Raw genomic sequence first — 24,635 nt, 5'->3', positions numbered from 1 at the left:
TCGGGATGGCCAGGTCGCATTCGGGCAACCGCTGCCGATCGCTGCCCGTAGGGGCCCTTCGCGTCCTACTGTTGAGAGGTGCGCCTGCCGTGGCGCGGGCACAGCCGGCTGTGAGAGGGATCGGAATGAAACCGACCGACAGCGCCGCTCCGGCGTCGCGGCTCCGCCGGCTTGTGGTGCCCGCGCTGCCCGCCGCCTTCACCGTCCTGGCGGGCCTCACCCTCCTGGGCGGGGTGATCTGGACACTGGGCGAGCGGCGGGCACTGTTCCCCTCCGGCACCGTCGGCTGGTCGCTGGCGGTCCTCACCGGCATCATCGTCGGCCATCTCGTCGCCCTCGGCCGGGACCGCTGGTGGGGCGGCACCGGCTCCGGCGCCGCCCTCGCCCTCGCCGTCGTCCTCCTCTACGGCTGGATGCCCGCGGTCCTGGTCAGCCTGGCCGTCGTCGTCCTCGTCGGCGCGGCCCGCCGCCACCGCTGGCGGCAGGCCGTCCTGCACGGCGCGGTCGACCTGCTGGGTGTCGGGGCCGCGGCCCTCGGCAGCGCGGCCCTCGGCAACACCGCCACGGTCCGCCACCCCTGGGGTCCCGAGGTGTGGGACCTCGCCGTCCTCCCGCAGGTCGTCGCGGCCGCCGCCTGCTATCTCCTGGTCACCCGCGGCCTGTTGTGGTGCACCCTGCTGCCGCGCGGCGGCGGCCTGCCGACCGTCACCCGCACCGCGCTGACCCGTCAGCTGCTGGTCGGCGTCGCGCTGTTCGGTATCGCCCCGCTGATCGCCGTCACCGCCGACCACGCCCCGCTGCTGCTGCCGCTCTACGCCGTCCCGCTCATCGCCCTCGACTCCACCCTCTGGATCGCCCGCGCCCGCGCCGAGGAGCAGCTGCGCGATCCGCTGACCGGGCTCCCCAACCGCCAGTGGCTGCTGGAGCGCGCCTGGTCCGCGCTGGACGAGGCCGAGCGGATCGAGGCCCGGTGCGCCCTGGTCCTGATCGACCTCGACCGCTTCCGCTCCGTCAACGACACCCTCGGGCACCTCGCCGGTGACCGCCTGCTGCTCCAGATCGCCGACCGGCTGCGCGACGCCCTGCCACGCGGCGCCGAGGCGGCCCGCCTGGGCGGGGACGAGTTCGCCGTCCTGCTGCCCACCGCCGACTCCCTCACCAGCGCCCAGCGGGTGGCGCGCAACCTCGTCGCCACACTGGGCTCCCCCCTCGACCTCGACGGCCTGACCCTCGTCCTCGAAGCGAGCGCGGGGGTCGCCGTCTTCCCGGACCACGCGCTGGACGCCGAGGGACTGCTGCGCCGCGCCGACGTCGCGATGTACCAGGCCAAGCGGGACCGCAGCGGCGTCGAGGTCTACGAGGCCCGGCGTGACGGCAACACCCCCGACCGCCTCGGCCTCCTCGGCGACCTGCGCCGCGCCCTCGACGCCGGGGACGTCGAACTCCACTACCAGCCGAAGGTCGGCTTCGACGGCCATGTGGCGGGCCTGGAGGCGCTGGTGCGGTGGGTGCACCCGGACCGCGGGCGGGTGCCTCCGGACGAGTTCATCGCCATCGCCGAGACCTCCGGTCTGATGCCCCGGCTGACGGAGTACGTGCTGGAGACCGCGCTCGCCCAGGTGGCGCGGTGGCGGGCGATGGGCCTGGAGGTGCCGGTCGCGGTCAACGTCTCACCCCGCGATGTGCACTCGCCGGGCTTCGCGGGCGCGGTCGCCGCCCGCCTCGCCCGGCACCGCGTACCACCCGGAGCGCTCCAGCTGGAGATCACCGAGCATGTGCTGCTGGAGGATCCGCAGCGGGCGGCCGACACCCTCGCCGGGCTGACCGGACACGGCGTCAAGATGTCCCTCGACGACTTCGGCACCGGCTACTCCTCCCTGGTCCATCTGCGGCGGCTGCCGGTCAGCGAGCTGAAGATCGACCGTTCCTTCGTGGCCCGCCTCGCGGTCGACAACGAGGACGCCGAGATCGTCCGCTGCACCCTCGACCTCGCCCACTCCCTCGGACTGCTGGTCGTCGCCGAGGGTGTGGAGGACGACGAGACCTGGGAGCGCCTGCGCGACCTCGGGTGTGACGCGGTGCAGGGCTGGCTGGTGGCCGCGGCGATGCCGCCGGACGAGACCACCGCCTGGCTGCGCGCCCGTGGTGAGCGCGGCTGGCACCGTGAGTCGGAGACGTCCGCCCTCGCGGCGGAGAGGGCGGCCGACCGCCCTTCGGGACAGGTCCTGAACTGAGGACCCGGCCACCCGCCGTCCCTCCTCCCCGCTCCGACCACACCGCCCGACCGCCCGGCACACCGGGCACGCGCCAGGCGCCGGACGCGCCCACACCGCCGGACGTCCCTGCCGTGCCGGAGCCGCCCGCCCCGCCCGGTGAGCCCGGAGCCCTGACCGGGCCCGCCTCGTCCGGCGCCCCCGTCCCACCGGGCGCCCCGGCCGGGCCCAGGACGCCCGATCAGCCCGCAGAGCCCGGAGCCCCCTCCCGGCCCGCCGTACCCGCCGAGCCAGGCGCCCCCGGCGCCACGCCTGAGCCCGGCGCACCCCATGACCCGCCCCCGCCCGGCATCCCCGACGCACCGGCCGGGCCGGCCGCGTCCGCCGTACCCGACGTGCCCGCCCCGCCGGCCGCGCCCGGCGCTCCGTCCGACACCCCACCTCCCCCGGGGAGCGACTGACCGGCACCGACACCGGACCCGGCATCGGCACCGGCCTCACCACCGATACACGACGGCCACCTGGCCGGTACCGCCCGCCCCGGCAAGCACACCTGCGCCCGCCCCGGGGAACGCCCCACGCCCGTCCCGCGCCGCGGCCCCGGGCAAACGCCCCACACCGCCCCCCCGGAATGCAGGCGCGGCTCCGTACGACGGGGCCATAGGATTGGGCCGTACAGATTCAAGCCGTACAGATTCACGCAGATCCCCGACGGACGGATCCCTGGCGGATCCCCGTCGGATTCCCGTTCACGTAGAACTCCGAGAACCAGCAGAGGAACGCTGCATGCCTGGCATCACGCGCGAGGAGGTCGCCCACCTCGCCCGGCTGGCACGTCTGGAGCTGAAGGACGAAGAGCTCGACCACTTCGCCGGACAGCTCGACGACATCATCGGCGCGGTCGCCCGCGTCTCCGAGGTCGCCGACCAAGACGTACCGCCGACCTCCCACCCGCTGCCGCTGACCAACGTCATGCGGGCGGACGAGGTCCGTCCGTCGCTCACTCCCGAGCAGGCGCTCTCCGGCGCCCCCGCCCAGGAGCAGCAGCGTTTCAAGGTGCCGCAGATCCTGGGGGAGGAGTGACCGACATGGCAGACCTGATCAAGCTCACCGCCGCCGAGACCGCGGCGAAGATCGCGTCCGGCGAGGTCACCGCCGTCGAGGTGACCGAGGCCCACCTGGCCCGCATCGAGGCCGTCGACGAGAAGGTGCACGCCTACCTGCACGTCGACCGCGAGGGCGCGCTGGCCCAGGCCCGCGCCGTCGACGACAAGCGCGCCCGCGGCGAGAAGCTCGGCCCGCTGGCCGGAGTGCCGCTCGCGCTGAAGGACATCTTCACGACGAAGACGATGCCCACCACCGTCGGCTCGAAGATCCTCGAAGGCTGGATCCCGCCGTACGACGCGACGCTCACCAAGCGCCTCAAGGACGCCGACGTCGTCATCCTCGGCAAGACCAACATGGACGAGTTCGCCATGGGGTCCTCCACCGAGAACAGCGCCTACGGTCCGACCGGCAACCCCTGGGACCTCACCAAGATCCCCGGTGGCTCCGGTGGCGGCTCCTCCGCCGCCCTCGCCTCCTTCCAGGCGCCGCTCGCCATCGGCACGGACACCGGCGGCTCCATCCGCCAGCCCGCCGCCGTCACCGGCACCGTCGGCGTCAAGCCCACCTACGGCGCGGTCTCCCGCTACGGCATGGTGGCCTTCTCCTCCTCCCTCGACCAGGGCGGGCCCTGCGCCCGTACGGTCCTGGACGCGGCGCTGCTGCACGAGGTGATCGCCGGCCACGACGAGCTGGACTCCACCTCCATCGACGCGCCGGTCCCGCCGGTCGTCGAGGCGGCCCGCAACGGCAGCGTGCAGGGCATGCGCGTCGGCGTCGTCAAGCAGTTCCGCGGCGAGGGCTACCAGGCCGGTGTGGTGCAGCGGTTCGAGGAGTCCGTCGAGCTGCTGAAGAGCCTCGGCGCCGAGATCGTCGAGCTGGACTGCCCCTCCTTCGACCTGGCGCTCTCCGCGTACTACCTGATCGCGCCGTCCGAGTGCTCCTCGAACCTCGCCCGGTTCGACGCCATGCGCTACGGCCTGCGCGTCGGCGACGACGGTACGAAGTCCGCCGAGGAGGTCACCGCCCTCACCCGTGAGGCCGGTTTCGGCGACGAGGTCAAGCGCCGCATCATCCTCGGCACCTACGCGCTCAGCTCCGGCTACTACGACGCGTACTACGGCTCGGCGCAGAAGGTCCGCACGCTCATCACGCGGGAGTTCGAGGCCGCGTTCGAGCAGGTCGACGTCATCGTCTCGCCGACGACGCCCACCACCGCCTTCCCGATCGGTGAGCGCGCCGACGACCCGATGGCGATGTACCTCGCCGACCTGTGCACCATCCCGACCAACCTGGCCGGCAACGCCGCCATGTCGCTGCCCTGCGGCCTGGCGCCGGAGGACGGCCTGCCCGTCGGACTGCAGATCATCGCCCCCGCCATGAAGGACGACCGCCTCTACAAGGTGGGCTCGGCCGTCGAGGCCGCCTTCGTGGAAAAGTGGGGGCACCCGCTGCTGGAGGAGGCACCGTCACTGTGAGCAACATCGGCAAGAAGGCCAAGAACTTCAAGAAGTCCAAGTCCGGCGTGTACCTGTCGATCGGCACCACCGCGTTCGGCGCCTTCAGCGTGTTCAAGCAGGCCCGGGAGGCCCGCAACGAGCACGACACGCTCCGGCTGATCGACGCGGGCGTCTCCGCCGCGGCGATCGTCACCGGCCTGGCGATCCTCTACCGCGAACTGAAGCGCCTGGGCGACGACGACGTCCTGCTGGGCTGAGAGGGAAAGTTTCACCGTGACAGTCACTGACCTGGTGTCGTACGAGGACGCCCTCGCGTCCTACGACCCCGTCATGGGCCTGGAGGTCCATGTCGAGCTCGGCACCAAGACCAAGATGTTCTGCGGGTGCGCCACCACGCTCGGCGCCGACGCCAACGCGCAGACCTGCCCGACCTGCCTGGGCCTGCCCGGCTCCCTCCCGGTCGTCAACGCGATCGGTGTCGAGTCGGCGATCAAGATCGGTTTGGCGCTCAACTGCTCCATCGCCGAATGGTGCCGCTTCGCCCGGAAGAACTACTTCTATCCGGACATGCCGAAGAACTTCCAGACCTCCCAGTACGACGAGCCGATCGCCTACGACGGTTACCTCGACGTGCAGCTGGAGGACGGCGAGGTCTTCCGCGTGGAGATCGAGCGCGCCCACATGGAGGAGGACACCGGCAAGTCGACGCACGTCGGCGGCGCCACCGGCCGTATCCACGGCGCGTCCCACTCCCTGCTGGACTACAACCGCGCCGGCATCCCCCTCATCGAGATCGTCACCAAGCCGATCGAGGGCGCGGGCTCGCGGGCCCCCGAGGTCGCCAAGGCGTACGTCGCCGAGCTGCGTGAGCTGATCCGTGCCCTGGGCGTCTCCGAGGCGCGCATGGAGATGGGCCAGATGCGCTGCGACGTCAACCTCTCGCTGCGCCCGAACGGCACCGAGACGTTCGGCACCCGCTCGGAGACGAAGAACGTCAACTCGCTGCGCTCCGTGGAGCGGGCGGCGCGCTTCGAGATCCAGCGGCACGCCGCGGTCCTCTCCTCCGGCGGCACCATCGTCCAGGAGACCCGGCACTTCCACGAGGAGGACGGCTCGACCACGGCCGGCCGCATCAAGGACAACGCCGAGGACTACCGCTACTTCCCCGAGCCGGACCTGGTGCCGGTCGCGCCCGCCCGCGCGTGGGTCGAGGAGCTGCGGGCGGCCCTGCCCGAGCTGCCGCGCGTCCGCCGCAACCGGCTGCGCGAGGAGTGGGGCGTCTCCGCCCACGACATGCAGTCGATCCTCAACGCCGGTGCGGTCGATCTGATCGTCGCCACCATCGAGGCGGGCGCGGGCTCCGCCGCCGCCCGGAAGTGGTGGATGGGCGAGCTGGCGCGCCGCGCCAACGAGGACGGTGTGGAGCTGTCCGCACTGCCGATCACCCCGGCGCAGGTCGCCCGGGTCGCCGCGCTGGTCGACGAGGGCTCCCTCAACGACAAGCTGGCCCGGCAGACCATCGAGGGTGTGCTCGCCGGTGAGGGCGACCCGGACACCGTCGTCGAGAAGCGCGGCCTGAAGGTCGTCTCCGACGACGGCGCTCTGGGCGCGGCCGTCGACGAGGCCATCGCGGGCAACGCCGCCATCGCCGACAAGATCCGCGGCGGCAAGGTCGCCGCGGCAGGCGCCCTGGTCGGCGCGGTCATGAAGGCCACCCGAGGCCAGGCCGACGCGGCCCGCGTCCGCGAACTGATCCTGGAGAAGCTGGGCGTCGAGGGCTGACGACCACTCCTGGTATACGTGACGGCGGCCGCCTTCCCGGAATTTCCGGCAGGGCGGCCGCCGTTCGTGTGCGGTCTTCGGGGAAACGGACCGCGTGATCAAGGAATGCCGGGCGGGGCGGGGGCGCTGTAGGAGGGCGAACGGACCGGGACGCGGATGTCCCCCGACACCTTGGAGGAACGGTGCCTCAGCACGCTCTCACCACTCGGATCGGCACGGTCGGTGTCTGGCACGGCGGGCTCGGCCATCTGCCGGCGGCGGTCGGCCGGGAGGCGGCGGCCGAGATCGAGCGCCTCGGATACGGCGCCCTGTGGGTGGGGGAGGGGCCGACCTCGAAGGAGGCGTTCACCCACGCCGGGCTGTTGCTCGCCGCCACCGAACGGCTCACCGTCGCCACCGGCATCGCCAACATCTGGGCCCGCGACGCCGCCGCGGCGGGCGCCGCCACCCGTACCCTCGCCGAGGCGTACGACGGCCGCTTCCTGCTCGGTCTGGGCGCCAGTCACGCCCCGCTCGTCGGGGTGCGCGGCCATACGTACACCAAGCCGCTGGCCGCGATGCGCGGCTATCTCGACGCGATCGACGGTGCGGCGTACGAGGGGCCGGAGCCGGTGCGGGAGCCCGAGCGGGTGCTGGCGGCGCTCGGCCCGAAGATGCTGGAGCTGGCCCGGGACCGCGCGAGCGGCGCTCACCCGTACTTCGTACCGGTGGAGCACACCGCCGCGGCCCGTGAGGTCCTCGGCGACGGTCCGCTCCTCGCGCCCGAGCAGGCGGTGCTGCTGGAGAGCGACCCGGCGACGGCCCGCAGGGTCGCCCGTGAGCAGCATGTGAGCCGCTATCTGACGCTGGCGAACTACGTGGGGAACCTGCGCCGGTTCGGCTTCGGCGACGAGGATTTCGCGGACGGCGGCAGTGACCGGCTGGTCGACGCGCTGGTGGCCTGGGGCGATGTGGACACGATCCGCCGCCGGGTGCGCGCCCACCTCGACGCGGGCGCCGACCACGTAGCGATCCAGCCGCTGACGGCGAACGCCACGGACCCGGGTCTCGCCCAGCTCCGGGAGCTGGCACCGGCGTTGCTGGAGGACTGACCGGTACGGGCAGCGGGCGGGGCGGTTGGCCGCGTCCGTACGGCGGGCCGGGCGGAGGCGGTCGCTCCGTGCGGCCGTGCGGGGCCGTCCGCGCGCAGTCGGTCCGGCCGAACGGCCCTGCGCGGTCCCTGCGGGGCGCCGCACGGGGCAGTCGTACGGGGCGGTCGTACGGCGCCCGCAGGACACCCTGTACGGGCCCGCGTACGGCTGCGGGGGCGCCGGGGCACGGCGTGACGGCGTGGGGCGCCGGGGCCTGCCGGGCCTTGGCCGCCCCTCATCCGTCCGTCCGCTGTCCCGGCGTTCATCGGGCTCTCATCCGGCTCTCAGACGCGGCCCCTACGGTCGCGCCCATGGGAACGACCAGGACGACGACCGACGAGCGCGACGCGACGCGAACCGACGACCCGTCCGTGGCGGACGACACCGCCACACCGACCCCGGGAACGGAGGGGAGCACCGCGGGAAAACCGACCGGTGACGCCGAGGACGCGGCAGTCCCGGGCGGGGACGCCGAGGCCGCCGCCACCGAGGGCGACGCCGACGCAGGATCCGCCGGGAGCGCGGCGGAGCAGGACGAGGAGGGCGCGGCCCCCGAGTCGTCCGGGGTGAAGCGCGGTGCGGGTGCCGTCGTCGCCGCGGGGCTCGGCCTCGCCTCCGTGACCGGCACCTGGCTCGGCACGCTGCTCGCCGAGCGGCAGACCCTGCTCGGGCAGATCAAGCTCCAGTCCGGCAAGGCCACCGACCAGATCGCCGCGGTCTACGGGGCGCCCTGGCACACCACCGCGCTGGTCAACGGCTTCTTCGCGGTGCTCGCGGTGGCCGTCGGCGCCGCGGTGCTCCTCAACCGGCCGCGCGCCACCTGGACGCGCGCCCTCGCCTGGGGCGGCCTCGCCCTCGGCGTCCTCGGGCTCCTCATCTCCGCGGGCATGTACTTCGACGTGCTGGCGAGTCTGCCCACCATCCCCAAGGCCCCGGCCCAGGCCCCCGCGGGCTGACGCCCCGGCTCCCCGCCCCGGACCCCGTCGTCACGGCGCCGAAGGCCCACCGGTCCGTTCCGGTGGGCCTTCGGGCGTGGGGGAACGGGGAGCCAGGGCCGCCGCACGACCGGCGGGCGGGCCCGGGGCGGCGTGCCCGGGGCGGACTCTGCGTTCGGCGCCGTGCCCGCCCCGTGCCCGGCGCAGGCGCCCCGTCCGGCCCCCGGGCGGCCATCGGACCGGCCCCGTGCCCGTGCCCGTCTCCGGCCCCGTCCTCAGCCGACCGCCACCCGCAGAATCCGGTCGTCGCCCTTCCGGGGGCGGCCCCGGCCGTCCGTGTTGCTCGTCACCAGCCACAGTGCGCCGTCGTCGGCGGGCAGGACGGTCCGCAGCCGGCCGAACCGCCCGGTGAAGAACGCCTGCGGGGCCGCCGCCGGCTTCGTACCGTCCAGCGGGACGCGCCACAGCCGTTCGCCGCGGAGCGCCGCCGTCCACAGGGACCCCTTGACGTACGCCAGTCCGCTGGGCGAGGCGTCGGCGGGCTTCCAGGTCAGGACCGGATCGACGGAGCCGCCGCCCGCCGGACCCTTTCCCTCCCGGGCCGGCCAGCCGTAGTTGCGGCCCGGCTCGATCAGGTTCAGCTCGTCCCAGGTGTCCTCACCGAACTCCGAGGCCCACAGCCGCTTCGCGCCGTCCCAGGCGAGCCCCTCCACGTTGCGGTGGCCGTAGGAGTACACCACCGAGCGGGGGTCGGGGTTGCCCCGCGCGGGCGCCCCGTCCGGCGTCATCCGCAGGATCTTGCCCCCGAGGGACTTCCTGTCCTGCGCCAGCTCCTCGCGGCCGGTCTCCCCGGTCGACGCGTACAGCATCCGGTCCGGCCCGAAGGCGAGCCGGCCGCCGTTGTGGATACGGCCCTTGGGGATGGCACGCAGCACCGTGCTGGGCGCCCCCAGCTGATCACCGGGGCGCCGGGTCTCGTCGTAGCCCATCCGGACGATGCGGTTGTCGGAGGCGGTGGTGACGTACGCGTAGACGAGGTGGTCACCGCGGAACGACGGGGAGAGAGCCAGGCCCAGCAGCCCGCCCTCGCCGCCCGGGGCGACGCCGGGCACCGCACCCACCTCGGTCTTCCGGCCGTCACGGGCCGAGACGCGGGTGAGGGTCCCCTTGTCGCGGGAGCCGACCAGCAGATCACCGCCCGGCAGTGCGGCCACGCCCCAGGGGGAGTCGAGTCCGGTGGCCGAGGTGCGGGTCACCTCGGCCGACCCCTTGGCCGGGGGCGGGGAGGCGTCCCGTCCCGGCCCGGTGACCGCGGCGGCGGACCGCTCCGGGGACGGCGCACCCGGGGCGGGCCGGGCCCCGCCGGCGGAGCACCCCGCCGCGAGGAGCAGCGCGGCGGCGGCCGTCACGGCGGTCGGAAGGCGGTGTGGCACGGCGGATTCCTCTCGTCGGGGGAGCGGTGCGCGGTGCGGGCCACGGCCCGGCGGCGTACACCGGGGATGGCGCGCACGCCGGTCCGTACGCCCCCGAACCCGCCGGACGCGCCGACCGGGACGGGCCCCGGAGCCGTCCCGGGGACAGACGGAGGACCGGGAGCGCCGGACCGGCACAGCACCCGTACGACGGCGCGGACACCGGACCACCCGCCCCGCCCAAGAACACCACACCCGGGCCGGACCGCCCGGCGGCCCACACCGCGATTCCCTCCGCCGCCGCAGGGACCTCCGCCACGAAGGCGCCGCGCCGACACGGCGGCGCGTGTACGGGACCGGGCGCACGGTGCGGCCGCGGGGCGCCGTCGAGCGCGTCCGGGGCACCGGGCGTGACGCCCCGCGCCGCCCGCAGGGAGCACCGTCCGGGCCCGGCAGCCACGGGTACGGGCCGGATACGGCCACGGCTGCGGCCACCGCCCCCGGCGTCAGTACCAGGACCCCCGCGCCGGCGGCAGCGCGGCGATCTCCGCCAGGTCCGCGCGGTCCAGCACCAGGTCGGCGGCCTTGGCGTTCTGCGCCGCCCACCGTTCCTTCTTCGTCCCCGGTACGGGCACCACATGGCGGCCCTGCGCCAGCACCCAGGCCAGCGCGACCTGGCCCGGCGTCGCGCCGTACCGGGCGCCGACCCGGCGCAGCCCGGCCACCACCGGCTGGTTCGCCGCCATCATCTCGGCGGTGAAACGCGGATGACGGGCCCGGATGTCCGCCGGTTCGAATCCCTGGCCCGGAGTGAGGGTGCCGGTCAGATAGCCGTTGCCCAGCGGCATCGCGGCGAGGAAGCCGACGCCCCGCGACTCGCACCACGGCACCAGCTCGTCCAGCGCCTCCGGCGACCACACCGACAACTCCGCCTGCACACTGCTGACCGGGAAGATCTGCTGGATACGCTCCAGTTGACGCATCGTCACCTGATGGGTGCGCGCCCCGGGCCGCCGCCCGCCACCGGGCACCGGCCGGTCCGTCCGCACCGGACGCAGCGCCCGCGCGCCCACCGCGCACAGCCCCAGGGAGCGCACCTTCCCCGCCGCCACCAGCTGCGCCATCGCCCCCCAGGTCTCCTCGATCGGCACCTCCGGGTCCGCCCGGTGCAACTGGTACAGATCGATGTGGTCGGTACGCAGCCGCCGCAGCGAGGCGTCACAGGCGCGCTTGACGTAACCGGGCCGCCCGTTGGCGACGATGTGCTGCTCGCCCACGAGCAGCCCGCACTTGGTCGAGACGAACGCGTCCGCACGCCGTTCCTTGAGGACCCGGCCCACCAGCAGTTCGTTGGTGAACGGCCCGTACATGTCGGCGGTGTCCAGCAGGCTGCACCCCCGGTCGAGTGCGGTGTGCACGGCCCGCAACGAACTCCCGAAATCCCGCTGCGACTCGGTGTACCCCCAGCTCATCGGCATGCAGCCGAGCCCGATCGCCCCTACTTCGAGCGTTGCCGCGCCGATCGTCCTGCGCTCCACCTGCGTCGTGCCTCCGTCCCCTCGCCCCCGGTCAAGGGCCAGACCAAACTAACGTCTGGAGGAACGGTCCTTCGCATAGCCTCGGGGCATGGCAACCGCAGATCCGCACGGCGCCCCGCACGACGTCTGGCTCCCGATTCCCCCGGAAGAGATCGACGGTCTCCCCGAGGGCCTGAACTACGTCCACTGGGACGCGGACCCCGAGTACCCCGCCGACCCGGCCCGGTGCGTGTTCTACACCGTCCCGTACATGAAGGACACGGCGACGTCGCTGCGGCCGCTCGCCCGGATGAGCGGCGTCCGGGTCGTCCAGACGCTGACCGCCGGTGTCGAGTACATCCTGCCCGCACTGGACGGGCTGCCGCCCGGCGCCCGCCTCTGCAACGCCCGCGGACTGCACGACGCCAGCACCGCCGAACTGGCGCTGACGCTCATCCTGGCCGCGCTCCGTGACATCCCCGGCTTCGTCCGCGCCCAGGACGCGGGGGAGTGGCGCCACGGATTCCGGCCCGCGCTCGCCGACAAATCCGTTCTCATCGTGGGGTACGGATCGATCGGCAGTGCCATCGAGGACCGGCTCACTCCCTTCGAGTGCGCGCGGGTGACGCGCCTCGCGCGCACCGCTCGTGAGACCGTGCGCGGTCCCGTGCATCCACTCTCCGCGCTCGGCACCCTCCTCCCGGACGCCGATGTGGTCGTCCTGGCCACGCCGCTCACCGACGACACCCGTGGCCTGGCAGGACGCGCCTTTCTGGCCCGTATGAAGGACGGCGCCCTGCTGGTGAACGTCGCCCGCGGCGGGGTCGTGGACACCGACGCGCTGCTCGCCGAGGTGACGTCCGGGCGGCTGCGGGCAGCACTCGACGTGACCGATCCGGAACCGCTCCCGGCCGGACACCCTCTGTGGCGCGCCCCCGGCGTGCTCATCACTCCACACGTCGGGGGCCCCAGCTCTGCCTTCCTGCCCCGTGCGAAACGCCTCCTGCGCGACCAGCTGACCCTTTTCGCCACCGGCCGGCCGCTGCGGAACACCGTCGCCGTGGCGGAGCGGAATGCCGAAGGGTAGCGCTACGGGTCCGTATGAAGGCGCTGCGTGTCCGCACTTCACGCATAGTTACGCTCTGTAGAGAACCTATATCCCTGAGTGACCAATCTGGTGTATCGTCCCGAGCGGGGAAGGCGCCGACGAGGCAAGCGGCGCCCGTGAAGCATCCGGAACGCGAGGGGGGCGACGGGCGATGTACGGCCGATGGGCACACCGCGACACACGCGATCCACGAGCACCGGGAGGAACGGGGCAGCAGCCCCCGGTGCGCCGACCGCGTCACAGCCGGACCACGACGTGCGGGAGGGCCCGGTGAGCGCCCCGGGCGCGGTGCTCTCCCGGCCGCCCCTCCCCGCCGACCGGCCGCCGAGCCTGCTGCCGCAGATCGTGCTCGCGGTGGTCTGCGGGGGATACGCCGTCGGCTCCGCCCTCGGCTGGGGATCCCCCCGAGTCGCGCTGGTCATGGGCGACTTCGGACTCAGCTTCGCCGCCCTGGTGGCCGCCGTCTCCTGCGCGCTGTACGCCCGCCGGGCCGAGCGCCACGCCCGCCCCGCCTGGGTGCTCTTCGCCCTCTCCTCGGCGATGGCCGCGCTCGGCAACGGCATCTGGGGCTGGTTCGAGGTCGTCCGGGGCGTGACGGTGCCCACCCCCTCCGCCGCCGACTTCTGCTTCCTGCTCTTCGCGCCGCCCGCCATCGTCGGCCTGCTGGTGCTCGCCAAGCGGCCGGTCACCCGGGCCGGCTGGGTCTGCCTGGGCCTGGACTCCTGGCTGATCGGCGGCTCGCTGCTCACCCTCTCCTGGAGCCTGGCCCTCGCCAACACCGCCCACTTCGAAGGCCGTTCGGTCGCCCGGTGCGCGCTGGCGCTGGCCTACCCGCTGCTGGACATCGTGCTGGTGAGCATGGTCCTCGCCCTGCACTTCCGGCGCTCGTGCGGCCAGCGTTCGGCGGTCAACACCGCCATCGCCGCCCTCGCCCTGACGGTGCTCTGCGACGCGCTGTTCACCTCACCGCTGCTGCGCGAGCACTACCGCTCCGGCCAGATCCTCGACGCCGGATGGTTCGCCGGGTCGGTCCTCCTCGCCTACGCCCCCTGGTTCACCCGCCGCGTCGCGGGGGACACCGCCGAGGACACCGGACGGCTGCCGTGCCCCGCCCCGTACCCCGGCGCCCGCCCGCTCGCCGGCTCGCTGGGGGCCCTCGCCCCGTACCTCGCCGCCGCGGTGTGCACCCTCGGCATCCTCACCAACGTCCTCGACGGACAGCGCCTCGACCGCGTCGTCCTCCTCACCGGCTGCACGGTCGTGCTCGCCCTCGTCGTCCGCCAGGGCATCGTGCTGCTCGACAACCTCACCCTCACCCAGGAGCTGGCGCAGAAGGAGAACCACTTCCGCTCCCTGGTGCAGGGCTCCAGCGACGTCATCATGATCGCCGCGCCCAGCGGTGTGCTGCGCTACGTCAGCCCCGCCGCCGCCGGGGTCTACGGCCGCGACGCGGAGGAGCTGGTCGGCTCCGAACTCTCCGCGCTCATCCACCCCGAGGACCTCGGCCGCTTCCTCCACGAGGTCCGCCGCTTCCTCGCCGCCGACCCCCGCGACGAGCCCACCACCCGTATCGAGTGCCGCTTCCGCGCCGGCCCCCGGCGGCCGGGCGGAGGGGGCACCTCCCGCTCGAGCGAAGCCGAGAGCGGGGGAGGCTGGCTCAACGTCGAATCCACCGTCAACCGCCACCACGGCGGCCTGATCTTCAACTCCCGGGACGTCACCGAGCGGGTCCGCCTCCAGGCGCAGCTCCAGCACAACGCCTCCCACGACGCCCTCACCGACCTGCCCAACCGCGCCCTGTTCACCGAGCGCGTCAGCAAGGCGCTGGCCGGCCGCCGTGCCGGGGACCACGGCACCGCCGTGCTCTACATCGACCTCGACGGCTTCAAGCAGGTCAACGACACCATCGGCCACCAGGCGGGCGACGAACTGCTCATCCAGGCCGCCCGGCGGCTCGGCGACTCGGTGCGCTCCGGCGACATAGCGGCCCGGCTGGGCGGTGACGAATTCGCCGCCCTGATCACCGGCGACGCCACCTGCGACCCCGCGACCCGGGAGTTCCGCATCCACGAAATCGCCGACCGGCTCCGTATCACGCTCTCCGAGCCGTACCGCATCGAGGGGCGCGATGTCCGGGTCGCCGCCAGCATCGGGGTGGCCTTCGCCGAGCCCGGGATCACCCCGGCCGGTCTGATGCGCAACGCCGACCTCGCGATGTACCGCGCCAAGCAGGCCGGGAAGGGCCGCGTCGAGCTGTACGCCCCGCAGCTGCAGGCCGAGGTGGAGCGCCGCGCCGAGCTGGCCACCCGGCTGCGCAGCGCGCTGCACGACGGCGAGTTCCTGCTGCTGCACCAGCCGGTGATCGAGCTGGCCACCGGCCGGGTCACCGCCGTCGCCGCGCACGCCCGGTGGCGCTCCGCCCAGGGCATCCTGTTCACCCCGGCGGAGTTCCTGCGGGTCGGCGAGCGCGGACGGCTCGCGGAGGACGGCGGCGACCGCACCGCGGAGCTGTGCCGCTGGCATCTGGAGGCCGCCATCGAGCAGGCCGCCGCCCGGCACCGCGCCGGCCACCGCGTCCCGGTCGGCGTCCGGCTCTCCGCCCGCCGCCTCCTCGACCACTCCCTGCCGCCCCGGACCGTCGAAACGCTCCTCGCCCGCCACGGCCTGCCCTCCGGCGCGCTCGTCCTGGAGCTGTCCGAGAGCGATGCCCGTACCCCGCTGGACGAGCTGGAGCGGCGGCTGGTGGCGCTGCGCCGACTCGGTGTCCGTATCGCCCTCGACGGCTTCGGCAGCGGGTACGCCGCGATCGGCGCGCTGCGCCGCCTCCCCATCGACGTCCTCCGGCTCGATCGCGGGCTGATCGACGGCGTGGCGGAGTCCGCCCGGCTGCACAAGATCACGTCCGGTCTGCTGCGGATCGCCTCCGACCTCGGGATGCAGTCGGTCGCCGAGGGCGTCGATCTGCCCGAGCAGGTGCTCGCCCTGCGCGCGATGGGGTGCACCCATGGCCAGGGCGCCGCCTTCTCCGGGCCGCTCGACGAGCACCGGCTCCGCCGCGTCCTGACGGCCGGTTCCACCCCGCTGCCGAGCCCGGCGGGCCCGAGCCGCTCGGTGGTGCTGACCGGCAGTGGCCTGCCCGTTCGGCACGGCGGGTCGGGTCCGGACGCCATCGTTCACCCCCCGCTCCGCTCACATAGTGAGACCTCCGTCCCACCCACTTGACACTCACGGCGCGCCGGGGGGAGGGTCAGTGCCATGCGCACCCGAATTCTCGTACTTGGACAGCGCGTCGGCTGAAGCTGGGCAACGACGAAGCCCATCTGACCGCACCGACGCGCTCCCCTCGCTTGCCTCCCGGCACGAGGGGTTTTTTGTTGCACCAGACCTCCCAAACCCCGCCAAAACCCTCAGCTTCGAGAAGAGACGCAGATGACCGAGCAGGCCACCGGGGCCCACCATCCGCAGCCGCGGACCCGCCACGCCCAAGGGACGCAGCGCGCCGCCGCCGTCGAGCACGTCACGGGTGCGCAGTCCCTCATCCGCTCTCTGGAGGAGGTCGGGGCCGACACGGTGTTCGGCATTCCCGGCGGTGCGATCCTCCCGGCGTACGACCCGATGATGGACTCTGCCAAGGTCCGGCACGTGCTGGTGCGGCACGAGCAGGGCGCGGGCCACGCCGCCGTCGGATACGCGCAGGCCACCGGCAAGGTCGGGGTCTGCATGGCCACCTCGGGCCCCGGTGCCACCAACCTCGTCACACCGATCGCCGACGCCCACATGGACTCCGTCCCGATGGTCGCGATCACCGGGCAGGTCGCCTCCGGCGCGATCGGTACGGACGCCTTCCAGGAGGCGGACATCTGCGGCATCACGATGCCGATCACCAAGCACAACTTCCTGGTCACCGACCCCGCCGAGATCCCGCGGACGATCGCCGAGGCGTTCCACATCGCCTCCACCGGCCGCCCCGGACCGGTCCTCGTCGACATCGCCAAGGACGCGATGCAGGCGCAGACGACCTTCGCCTGGCCGCCCCACACCGAACTGCCCGGCTACCGCCCGGTGACCAAGCCGCACGCCAAGCAGATCCGCGAGGCGGCCCGGCTGATCGTCGAGTCGAAGCGCCCGGTGCTCTACGTCGGCGGCGGTGTGATGAAGGCCGGGGCCACCGCGGAGCTGAAGGTGCTTGCCGAGCTGACCGGCGCACCCGTCACCACCACGCTGATGGCGCTCGGCTCGTTCCCCGACACCCACCCGCAGCACGTCGGCATGCCCGGTATGCACGGCTCGGTCACCGCCGTCACCGCGCTGCAGAAGTCCGATCTGCTGATCACCCTCGGCGCCCGCTTCGACGACCGCGTCACCGGCAAGCTGGACTCCTTCGCCCCGTACGCCAAGGTCATCCACGCCGACATCGACCCGGCGGAGATCGGCAAGAACCGCGTCGCGGACGTGCCGATCGTCGGGGACGCCCGCGAGGTCATCGCCGATCTGATCGTCGCCGTCCAGGCGGAGCACGAGGCGGGCCACCGCGGCGACCACGCCGCCTGGTGGGCCGACCTCAACCGCTGGCGCGAGACGTACCCGCTGGGCTACGAACTCCCCGAGGACGGCAGCCTCTCCCCGCAGCAGGTCATCCAGCGGATCGGCCGGCTCGCCCCGGAGGGCACCATCTACGCCGCGGGCGTCGGCCAGCACCAGATGTGGGCCGCCCACTTCATCGACTACGAACAGCCCTCGACGTGGCTGAACTCCGGCGGCGCCGGAACGATGGGCTACGCCGTCCCCGCCGCGATGGGCGCCAAGGCGGGCATGCCCGACCGCACCGTCTGGGCGATCGACGGCGACGGCTGCTTCCAGATGACCAATCAGGAACTGACCACCTGCGCGCTGAACAACATCCCGATCAAGGTCGCGATCATCAACAACGGCGCGCTCGGCATGGTCCGCCAGTGGCAGACGCTCTTCTACAACCAGCGCTACTCCAACACCGTGCTGCACAGCGGTCCGGACGCCGGGCCGGCGGACGACAAGCCGCGCGGCACCCGCGTGCCGGACTTCGTCAAGCTGTCCGAGGCGATGGGCTGTGTCGCACTGCGCTGCGAGGACCCGGCCGATCTGGACCGCGTCATCGCCGAGGCCAACGCCGTCAACGACCGCCCGGTGGTGATCGACTTCATCGTCCACGAGGACGCGCAGGTCTGGCCGATGGTGGCCGCCGGCACCTCCAACGACGAGGTCATGGCCGCCCGGGGCGTCCGCCCCGACTTCGGCGACGGCGCGGACGACTGAGCCCAGGACGTCACGGAAGATAGAGAGAAGACGACATGTCCAAGCACACCCTCTCCGTCCTGGTGGAGAACACCCCCGGCATCCTCGCCCGGATCGCCGCGCTGTTCTCCCGCCGCGGCTTCAACATCGACTCCCTCGCGGTCGGTGTCACCGAACACCCCGACATCTCCCGCGTCACCATCGTGGTGAGTGTCGAGTCGCTCCCCCTCGAACAGGTCACCAAGCAGCTCAACAAGCTCGTCAACGTCCTGAAGATCGTCGAGCTGGAGCCGGGCCACGCCATCCAGCGTGAGCTCGTCCTGGTGAAGGTCCGCGCCGACAACGAGACCCGGTCGCAGATCGTCGAGATCGTCCAGCTCTTCCGCGCCAAGACCGTCGACGTCTCGCCCGAGGCCGTCACGATCGAGGCCACCGGCTCCAGCGACAAGCTGGAGGCGATGCTCAAGATGCTGGAGCCGTTCGGCATCAAGGAGCTGGTGCAGTCCGGCACCATCGCCATAGGGCGCGGTGCCCGGTCCATCACCGACCGTTCGCTGCGGGCCCTGGACCGCACGGCCTGATCCGCGCGGGCGCCGCCCGGCCGCGGCGCCCGCCACCCGCTCGCATCGCGAGACCCGCAAACCTTCCGTATCCCGCCCGACGTACTGTGTGGGCACCCGCTAGATCCAAGGAGAGACCCCAAGTGGCCGAGCTGTTCTACGACGACGATGCCGACCTGTCCCTCATCCAGAACCGCAAGGTCGCGGTCCTCGGTTACGGCAGCCAGGGCCACGCCCACGCGCTGTCGCTGCGTGACTCGGGTGTCGACGTGCGCGTCGGCCTCCACGAGGGCTCCAAGTCCAAGGCGAAGGCCGAGGAGCAGGGCCTGCGCGTCGTCACCCCCGCCGAGGCGGCGGCCGAGGCCGACGTGATCATGATCCTGGTGCCGGACCCGATCCAGGCGAAGGTCTACGAGGAGTCCGTCAAGGACAACCTCAAGGACGGCGACGCCCTGTTCTTCGGCCACGGCCTCAACATCCGCTACGGCTTCATCAAGGCCCCGGCCGGTGTGGACGTCTGCATGGTCGCCCCCAAGGGCCCCGGCCACCTGGTCCGCCGTCAGTACGAGGAAGGCCGCGGCGTGCCCTGCATCGCCGCCGTCGAGCAGGACGCCTCCGGCAACGCCTTCGCGCTGGCCCTGTCGTACGCCAAGGGCATCGGCGGCACCCGCGCCGGTGTCATCAAGACCACCTTCACCGAGGAGACCGAGACCGACCTCTTCGGCGAGCAGGCCGTGCTGTGCGGCGGTGCCGCCGCGCTGGTCAAGGCCGGTTTCGAGACCCTGGTCGAGGCGGGCTACCAGCCCGAGATCGCGTACTTCGAGTGCCTGCACGAGCTGAAGCTCATCGTGGACCTCATGTACGAGGGCGGCCTGGAGAAGATGCGCTGGTCGATCTCCGAGACCGCCGAGTGGGGCGACTACGTCACCGGCCCGCGGATCATCACCGACCAGACCAAGGCCGAGATGAAGAAGGTCCTGGGCGAGATCCAGGACGGCACCTTCGCCAACAACTGGATGGCGGAGTACAACGCCGGTCTGCCGAAGTACAACGAGTACAAGAAGGCCGACGAGAGCCACCTCCTGGAGACCACGGGCAAGCAGCTGCGCAAGCTGATGAGCTGGGTCGACGACGAGGCGTGAGCACCGGGGTGACGGGGGCCGCGGCACGGTGCCGCGGCCCCCGTCACCCGTGCGGCCGACCTCCCGCGCCGGCGGGCCACGGCCGCCTTGTCCACCGCGTAGAACCCCGCACGGGTGATCCTTACGCTCCGGCGCAGGGCCCGCCCCGGGCCGCCACTACACTGCCAGGCACAAGCGCGTCAGGCTCACAACGTCGTGCGTCTTCACGCGGCTGCCCCCTTCACCGCCTTCGGCCGTCGGGACGGCCGTCCGCGAAGGACTCAGTGAGGACTGAAGACCACGTGAGCACCTCTCCTGCCAAACCCGTCGTACTCATCGCCGAGGAACTGTCGCCCGCGACCGTCGACGCGCTCGGCCCCGACTTCGAGATCCGGCACTGCAACGGCGCCGACCGCGCCGAGCTGCTGCCCGCCATCGCCGAGGTCGACGCGATCCTCGTGCGCTCCGCGACGAAGGTCGACGCCGAGGCGATCGCCGCCGCGACGAGGCTGAAGGTCGTCGCCCGCGCGGGCGTGGGCCTGGACAACGTCGACGTCTCCGCCGCCACCAAGGCCGGCGTGATGGTCGTCAACGCCCCCACCTCCAACATCGTCACCGCCGCCGAGCTGGCCTGTGGTCTGCTGGTGGCCACCGCGCGCAACATCCCGCAGGCCAACACCGCGCTGAAGAACGGTGAGTGGAAGCGGAGCAAGTACACCGGCGTCGAGCTGAGCGAGAAGACCCTCGGCGTCGTCGGCCTCGGCCGGATCGGTGTGCTGGTCGCGCAGCGGATGTCCGCGTTCGGCATGAAGGTCGTCGCCTACGACCCGTACGTCCAGCCGGCCCGCGCCGCGCAGATGGGCGTCAAGCTCCTCTCGCTGGACGAGCTGCTGGAGGTCTCGGACTTCATCACCGTGCACCTGCCGAAGACCCCCGAGACGGTCGGTCTGATCGGCGACGAGGCGCTGCACAAGGTCAAGCCGTCGGTCCGGATCGTCAACGCCGCGCGCGGCGGCATCGTCGACGAGACGGCCCTCGCCGCCGCCCTCAAGGAGGGCCGGGTGGCCGGCGCCGGCCTCGACGTCTACGCCTCCGAGCCCTGCACCGACTCGCCGCTGTTCGAGTTCGACCAGGTCGTGGCGACCCCGCACCTCGGTGCCTCGACGGGTGAGGCGCAGGAGAAGGCCGGTATCGCGGTGGCCCGCTCGGTGCGCCTCGCGCTCGCCGGTGAGCTGGTGCCGGACGCCGTCAACGTCCAGGGCGGGGTCATCGCCGAGGACGTCAAGCCGGGGCTGCCGCTGGCCGAGCGGCTGGGCCGGATCTTCACCGCGCTCGCCGGTGAGGTCGCGGTCCGCCTCGACGTCGAGGTGTACGGCGAGATCACCCAGCACGACGTCAAGGTGCTCGAACTCTCCGCTCTCAAGGGCGTGTTCGAGGACGTCGTCGACGAGACCGTGTCGTACGTCAACGCCCCGCTGTTCGCGCAGGAGCGCGGTGTGGAGGTGCGGCTGACGACCAGCAGCGAGTCGGCCGAGCACCGGAACGTCGTGACGGTCCGCGGCACCCTCGCCGACGGCCAGGAGGTGTCGATCTCCGGCACGCTCTCCGGCCACAAGAACGTCCAGAAGGTCGTCGCGGTCGGGGAGCACTCCATCGATCTGGCGCTCGCCGACCACATGGCGTTCCTGCACTACGGCGACCGCCCCGGCGTCGTCGGCACCGTCGGCCGGATCCTCGGTGAGGCCGGGATCAACATCGGCGGGATGCAGGTCTCGCGGGCGGACGTGGGCGGTGAGGCGCTGGTGGCGCTGACCGTCGACGACACCATCCCGGCGGGTGTGCTCGCGGAGATCGCCGCGGAGATCGGCGCCTCGTCGGCGCGTGCGGTGAACCTCGGCTGAGCCTGCCGGCCCCGGACGGGCCCGGATTCCGCTGCGGCGGGGTCCGGGCCCGTCCGCGTGTCCGGCCCTGGGGCGGGCGGCGGGACGCGAACGGTGCGCGGCCGCCCGGGTGAGCGGCCCGGTGGGGACCGGCCCGGGTCATTCACTCGAATGGAGTAGTGCCCGGGGCGGGCGGGAGCGCCGTCAGGAGCGTCCCGGGGGCCCCGGAGCCGTCGGGCGGGCCCGTTCCCGAGTCGCTGCGCGGGTCGGGGCGACGCGCAATGGGAAGTGCGCGTGCCCCCTCCGGCGCGTGCGGAAGGAGAAGACGCCATGAATGCACCCCTGGGTGGCACCCCGCAGGACCTCACCGGCCTGAACGTGGTCGATGCGGAGGGCGCCAAGGTGGGCTCGGTCCAGCAGGTCTACCGGGACGACGCCACCAACGAACCGGAGTGGATCACGGTGCGGACCGGGCTGTTCGGCATGAAGGAGACCTTCATCCCGCTCGCCGGGGCCCGGCGGGTCGACGACGAACTGCATGTTCCGCACACGAAGGAAACCATCAAGGAGGCGCCGCGGATCGACGCGGACGGGCACCTCGACCCCTCCGAGGAGGATGAGCTCTACCGCCACTACGGGCTGACCCGGCCGGGTACGACCGGCGGCCCCGCCGGCTCCGACACCGGCGGTCCGGCCGGAACGACGACCGGTACGGCGGGCACGATGAAGGGCACGACCGGGATGGCCGCCGGGACCGCCGCGGGCGGAGCCGCCGGACTCGCCGCCGCCAAGGGGCAGAGCCGCACCCGGGCCGGGGAGCGCGACCGCACGATGGCCGAGGGCGAGCACGCGGCCCGCACCGAGCACACCGGCCGGCCGATGGCCGGAGCCGGGGCCGGCGGCGGGATGGCGATGTCCCGCGGCCGCGCGGAGGGCGAGACCACGGCGACCGGCAAGACGCGCGAGCAGCACCCCGAGATCGTGCTCTCCGAGGAGCGGATCCAGATCGGCACCGAGGAACACGAGGCCGGACGGGCGCACTTGCGCAAGCACGTGGTGACCGAGGACGTGCACCGCACCGTCCCCGTCAGCCATGAGGAGGTGCGGCTGGTCCGCGAGCGGATCAGCGACGAGGAACGGATGCGCGGGCGCACCGCGCCGCGGCTCGGCGAAGGCGAGGTCGAGGTCGTCCTCCACGAGGAGGAGGCGGTGGTCACCAAGCGGACCGTGCCGGTCGAGCGCGTACGGCTGGAGACCGAACGGGTCACCGTGCAGCAGGAGATCAACACCGAACTCCGCAAGGAGGAAGTGGAGTTCGACGACGGTACGTCCACCCGGAAGGGGGGCCGCAAGGGACCGGGGCCGGAGCGCCTCCGCTGACGGGATGGGGCGTCGCACCCGGGGAACGGCGGGGGCCGGCCGACCGGCCCCCGCCCGCCCCGGATCTCCGCCCGCACCACGCCCCGTACCGCTCACCCGGGGTACCGCTCACCCGGGGTACCGCGCCCGCCGCACCGGGTACCGCACCGTGCGCCACGGCGCCTACAGCCGCGACGCCTTCAGCGCCATGTGCAGCAGCAGGCGGTCCTCGCCGTCGTCGAGATCGAGGCCGGTGAGCTTCTCCACCCGGCCCAGGCGGTAGTAGAGGGTCTGGCGGTGGATGCCGAGGACCTGGGCGGTGCGGCCCGCCTGCCCGGCGCAGTCGAGGAACGCCTCGGCGGTGCGGACCAGTTCGGTGTGGGCCGGATCCAGCAGCGGCCGCACCGCGGCGTCCGGGGTCTCCGTGGGCAACGCGGTGAGCAGCCGGTACGAGCCCAGGGCGTCCCATTCGGCGACGGTGCCCAGCCGGGGCTCGGCGCGCGCCGCGCGGGCCGCGTCCAGCGCCTCGTGCCAGGCACCCGGCAACGCGGCCAACTCCGTGGTCCCGGCGGCGATCCCGGCCACCCCGGAGCCGATCCGCGCCTCCGGCTGCGACGGTGCCCGCGCCCCGCCGCGGCTCTGCTGGGACGGCGCGACCGCGCCCGCGCGCGGCGAGCGCAGCAGATGCTCGGCGACGGTGTGCGCCGGCCCGAGCGCCCCCGTGGACCGCAGCCGCACCAGCGCGGCCAGCGCGGGCGCCGGCTGCCGGGGGCGCGGCCCGGCGGTGACCACGGGTATGCCGCGGGGCGGGGTGGTGCCGTCCAGCGGCAGCGTCCCCGGGGCGGCGGCGCCCGGCCCCTCCGGGTACATCGCGCACGCGGCCAGCAGTCCGGGCAGGCTCGGCGGCGGCGCCGCGTCGGTGTCGGTGGTGTCCCAGGGCAGCACGGCCACCAGCGTCAGCGGCGCCCCCGGGGTGAAGCGCAGGGTGTCGCGGAGCGCGTCGCGCAGCAGGACCGCACCGGCCGGGCGGTCCCCGGGGTGGGCCAGCAGCAGTTCGCGCAGCAGGTCGCCCAGTTCCGATCCGGCGCGCGCGTCCTCGGCGAGCAGCGCGCCGATCCGCGACGCGGTCTCCATGGCCTGTTCGATCCGCGGGTCCGGCGGGGTGTCCCGGCCGCCCAGCTCCAGATCGGTGAGGTGGCCGTCGTCCAGCAGCCAGACGTAGCCGTGCACGATGCCGCGGTGGCGTACGGGCAGACAGATCCGGCCTTTGAACACACCGGCCGCCGGGTCCGGGGGGATGCGCAGCGCGGACTTGGCGCGGGCGATCCCGAACGCCTCGAACCAGGCACGCACCGCGGCCGACGAACGCCGCTGGAGGATCGAGCGGGTGCGCACCGGGTCCATCACGAGGTCGTCGTCGCCCTCGTGCGCACCGAACGCGATCAGTCCGAAGTCCCGGTCCTCCAGGGTCGCGGGCGCCCCGAGCGCCGCTGAGATGTCGTCCACGAGCTGCTGGTAGTCGCCCCGCATCCGCCGGCCGTCCCCTTCCGTGTCACCTGCCGTACCTCCCCCCGTGGCCGCGCGCGGTCATCATCGGCGGTCCGGTGGTACGGCAGTCTCTCTCGCCGTTGATTCCATTCTCATACATCTGTCTGAGATCCCGGCCACGAAGGCGTGACAGCTGTCGATGGCTGAAAGGTAGCGAGATCCTTAAGTTTCAGGTGGCTCACCTTGCCGCAGCGCCCGCCCCCAAACGGCGCCCGCCCGGCATTTGTCATCCTGA

At 73.1% G+C, this 24,635-nt stretch carries 17 protein-coding genes; 14 read left to right on the top strand and 3 right to left on the bottom strand.

Annotation, left to right across the window (positions count from 1 at the left end; translation table 11 throughout):
• Positions 1–125 precede the first annotated feature (125 nt).
• The 7 genes from ACZ4M8_RS06290 (at position 126) to ACZ4M8_RS06260 (ending at position 8,645) form a co-directional block, all read left to right on the top strand.
• Positions 126–2,234 carry a putative bifunctional diguanylate cyclase/phosphodiesterase gene (locus tag ACZ4M8_RS06290; protein WP_467603787.1) on the top strand — a complete coding sequence of 703 codons (2,109 nt, stop codon included), beginning with the start codon at positions 126–128 and terminating at the stop codon, positions 2,232–2,234.
• Between the two features lie 765 nt (positions 2,235–2,999).
• Positions 3,000–3,296, top strand: a complete 297-nt coding sequence (gatC, locus tag ACZ4M8_RS06285) for an Asp-tRNA(Asn)/Glu-tRNA(Gln) amidotransferase subunit GatC (RefSeq protein WP_030258164.1) — start codon at positions 3,000–3,002, stop codon at positions 3,294–3,296.
• A gap of 5 nt (positions 3,297–3,301) precedes the next feature.
• The gene (gene gatA, locus ACZ4M8_RS06280) at positions 3,302–4,795 is read left to right on the top strand and encodes an Asp-tRNA(Asn)/Glu-tRNA(Gln) amidotransferase subunit GatA (protein WP_467603786.1); all 1,494 of its coding nucleotides are present in this window, start codon (positions 3,302–3,304) and stop codon (positions 4,793–4,795) included.
• Positions 4,792–5,034: a hypothetical protein gene (locus ACZ4M8_RS06275; RefSeq protein WP_467603785.1), complete on the top strand. Its 243-nt coding sequence runs from the start codon at positions 4,792–4,794 to the stop codon at positions 5,032–5,034. The genes gatA and ACZ4M8_RS06275 overlap by 4 nt, the downstream gene beginning before the upstream one ends.
• A 16-nt stretch (positions 5,035–5,050) precedes the next feature.
• Positions 5,051–6,559 (top strand): Asp-tRNA(Asn)/Glu-tRNA(Gln) amidotransferase subunit GatB, encoded by a 1,509-nt coding sequence (gene gatB, locus ACZ4M8_RS06270; protein WP_467603784.1) that lies wholly within the window; start codon positions 5,051–5,053, stop codon positions 6,557–6,559.
• 182 nt (positions 6,560–6,741) lie between these two features.
• Complete coding sequence (locus ACZ4M8_RS06265; RefSeq protein ID WP_467603782.1) at positions 6,742–7,650, top strand: LLM class F420-dependent oxidoreductase; 909 nt, start codon at positions 6,742–6,744, stop codon at positions 7,648–7,650.
• A gap of 350 nt (positions 7,651–8,000) precedes the next feature.
• Positions 8,001–8,645 (top strand): hypothetical protein, encoded by a 645-nt coding sequence (locus tag ACZ4M8_RS06260; protein WP_467603780.1) that lies wholly within the window; start codon positions 8,001–8,003, stop codon positions 8,643–8,645.
• Positions 8,646–8,899: 254 nt separating this feature from the next.
• Here ACZ4M8_RS06260 and ACZ4M8_RS06255 read toward each other — a convergent pair whose 3' ends face one another.
• Together ACZ4M8_RS06255 and ACZ4M8_RS06250 are read right to left on the bottom strand one after the other, a co-directional pair.
• Positions 8,900–10,057 (bottom strand): PQQ-dependent sugar dehydrogenase, encoded by a 1,158-nt coding sequence (locus ACZ4M8_RS06255; protein ID WP_467603779.1) that lies wholly within the window; start codon positions 10,055–10,057, stop codon positions 8,900–8,902.
• Positions 10,058–10,542: 485 nt separating this feature from the next.
• On the bottom strand, positions 10,543–11,574 hold the full coding sequence (locus ACZ4M8_RS06250) for an aldo/keto reductase (protein ID WP_467603777.1): 1,032 nt from the start codon (positions 11,572–11,574) through the stop codon (positions 10,543–10,545).
• Between the two features lie 88 nt (positions 11,575–11,662).
• On the opposite strand from ACZ4M8_RS06250, the gene ACZ4M8_RS06245 reads away from it, so the two are divergent.
• From ACZ4M8_RS06245 to ACZ4M8_RS06215, 7 genes are all read left to right on the top strand, one after another.
• Positions 11,663–12,640: a 2-hydroxyacid dehydrogenase gene (locus ACZ4M8_RS06245; RefSeq protein ID WP_467603776.1), complete on the top strand. Its 978-nt coding sequence runs from the start codon at positions 11,663–11,665 to the stop codon at positions 12,638–12,640.
• Between the two features lie 291 nt (positions 12,641–12,931).
• Positions 12,932–15,883, top strand: coding sequence for a putative bifunctional diguanylate cyclase/phosphodiesterase (locus ACZ4M8_RS06240; protein ID WP_467603774.1), 2,952 nt, complete (start codon positions 12,932–12,934; stop codon positions 15,881–15,883).
• 207 nt (positions 15,884–16,090) lie between these two features.
• Positions 16,091–17,953 carry an acetolactate synthase large subunit gene (locus ACZ4M8_RS06235; protein WP_467603773.1) on the top strand — a complete coding sequence of 621 codons (1,863 nt, stop codon included), beginning with the start codon at positions 16,091–16,093 and terminating at the stop codon, positions 17,951–17,953.
• Positions 17,954–17,988: 35 nt separating this feature from the next.
• Positions 17,989–18,513, top strand: a complete 525-nt coding sequence (gene ilvN, locus ACZ4M8_RS06230; protein ID WP_399085432.1) for an acetolactate synthase small subunit — start codon at positions 17,989–17,991, stop codon at positions 18,511–18,513.
• Between the two features lie 122 nt (positions 18,514–18,635).
• Positions 18,636–19,634 carry a ketol-acid reductoisomerase gene (ilvC, locus tag ACZ4M8_RS06225; RefSeq protein ID WP_467603771.1) on the top strand — a complete coding sequence of 333 codons (999 nt, stop codon included), beginning with the start codon at positions 18,636–18,638 and terminating at the stop codon, positions 19,632–19,634.
• Between the two features lie 281 nt (positions 19,635–19,915).
• The gene (serA, locus tag ACZ4M8_RS06220; RefSeq protein ID WP_467603770.1) at positions 19,916–21,514 is read left to right on the top strand and encodes a phosphoglycerate dehydrogenase; all 1,599 of its coding nucleotides are present in this window, start codon (positions 19,916–19,918) and stop codon (positions 21,512–21,514) included.
• A 309-nt stretch (positions 21,515–21,823) separates the two neighbouring features.
• Positions 21,824–22,873, top strand: coding sequence for a PRC and DUF2382 domain-containing protein (locus ACZ4M8_RS06215; RefSeq protein WP_467603767.1), 1,050 nt, complete (start codon positions 21,824–21,826; stop codon positions 22,871–22,873).
• Between the two features lie 162 nt (positions 22,874–23,035).
• Here ACZ4M8_RS06215 and ACZ4M8_RS06210 read toward each other — a convergent pair whose 3' ends face one another.
• Positions 23,036–24,382: a helix-turn-helix domain-containing protein gene (locus ACZ4M8_RS06210; protein WP_467603766.1), complete on the bottom strand. Its 1,347-nt coding sequence runs from the start codon at positions 24,380–24,382 to the stop codon at positions 23,036–23,038.
• Positions 24,383–24,635: the final 253 nt, after the last annotated feature.

It is taken from the genome of Streptomyces sp. NPDC027185 (genome assembly GCF_055567035.1).
This window is presented reverse-complemented; position numbering and strand designations above follow the sequence as displayed.

Coding starts and splice junctions, on each gene's coding strand:
- ACZ4M8_RS06245 (WP_467603776.1), top strand. CDS start 11,663: ATGGCAACCGCAGATCCGCACGGCGCCCCGCACGACGTCTGGCTCCCG.
- ACZ4M8_RS06235 (WP_467603773.1), top strand. CDS start 16,091: ATGACCGAGCAGGCCACCGGGGCCCACCATCCGCAGCCGCGGACCCGC.
- ACZ4M8_RS06215 (WP_467603767.1), top strand. CDS start 21,824: ATGAATGCACCCCTGGGTGGCACCCCGCAGGACCTCACCGGCCTGAAC.
- ilvN (WP_399085432.1), top strand. CDS start 17,989: ATGTCCAAGCACACCCTCTCCGTCCTGGTGGAGAACACCCCCGGCATC.
- ACZ4M8_RS06210 (WP_467603766.1), bottom strand. CDS start 24,382: ATGCGGGGCGACTACCAGCAGCTCGTGGACGACATCTCAGCGGCGCTC.
- gatC (WP_030258164.1), top strand. CDS start 3,000: ATGCCTGGCATCACGCGCGAGGAGGTCGCCCACCTCGCCCGGCTGGCA.
- ACZ4M8_RS06290 (WP_467603787.1), top strand. CDS start 126: ATGAAACCGACCGACAGCGCCGCTCCGGCGTCGCGGCTCCGCCGGCTT.
- ACZ4M8_RS06260 (WP_467603780.1), top strand. CDS start 8,001: ATGGGAACGACCAGGACGACGACCGACGAGCGCGACGCGACGCGAACC.
- gatA (WP_467603786.1), top strand. CDS start 3,302: ATGGCAGACCTGATCAAGCTCACCGCCGCCGAGACCGCGGCGAAGATC.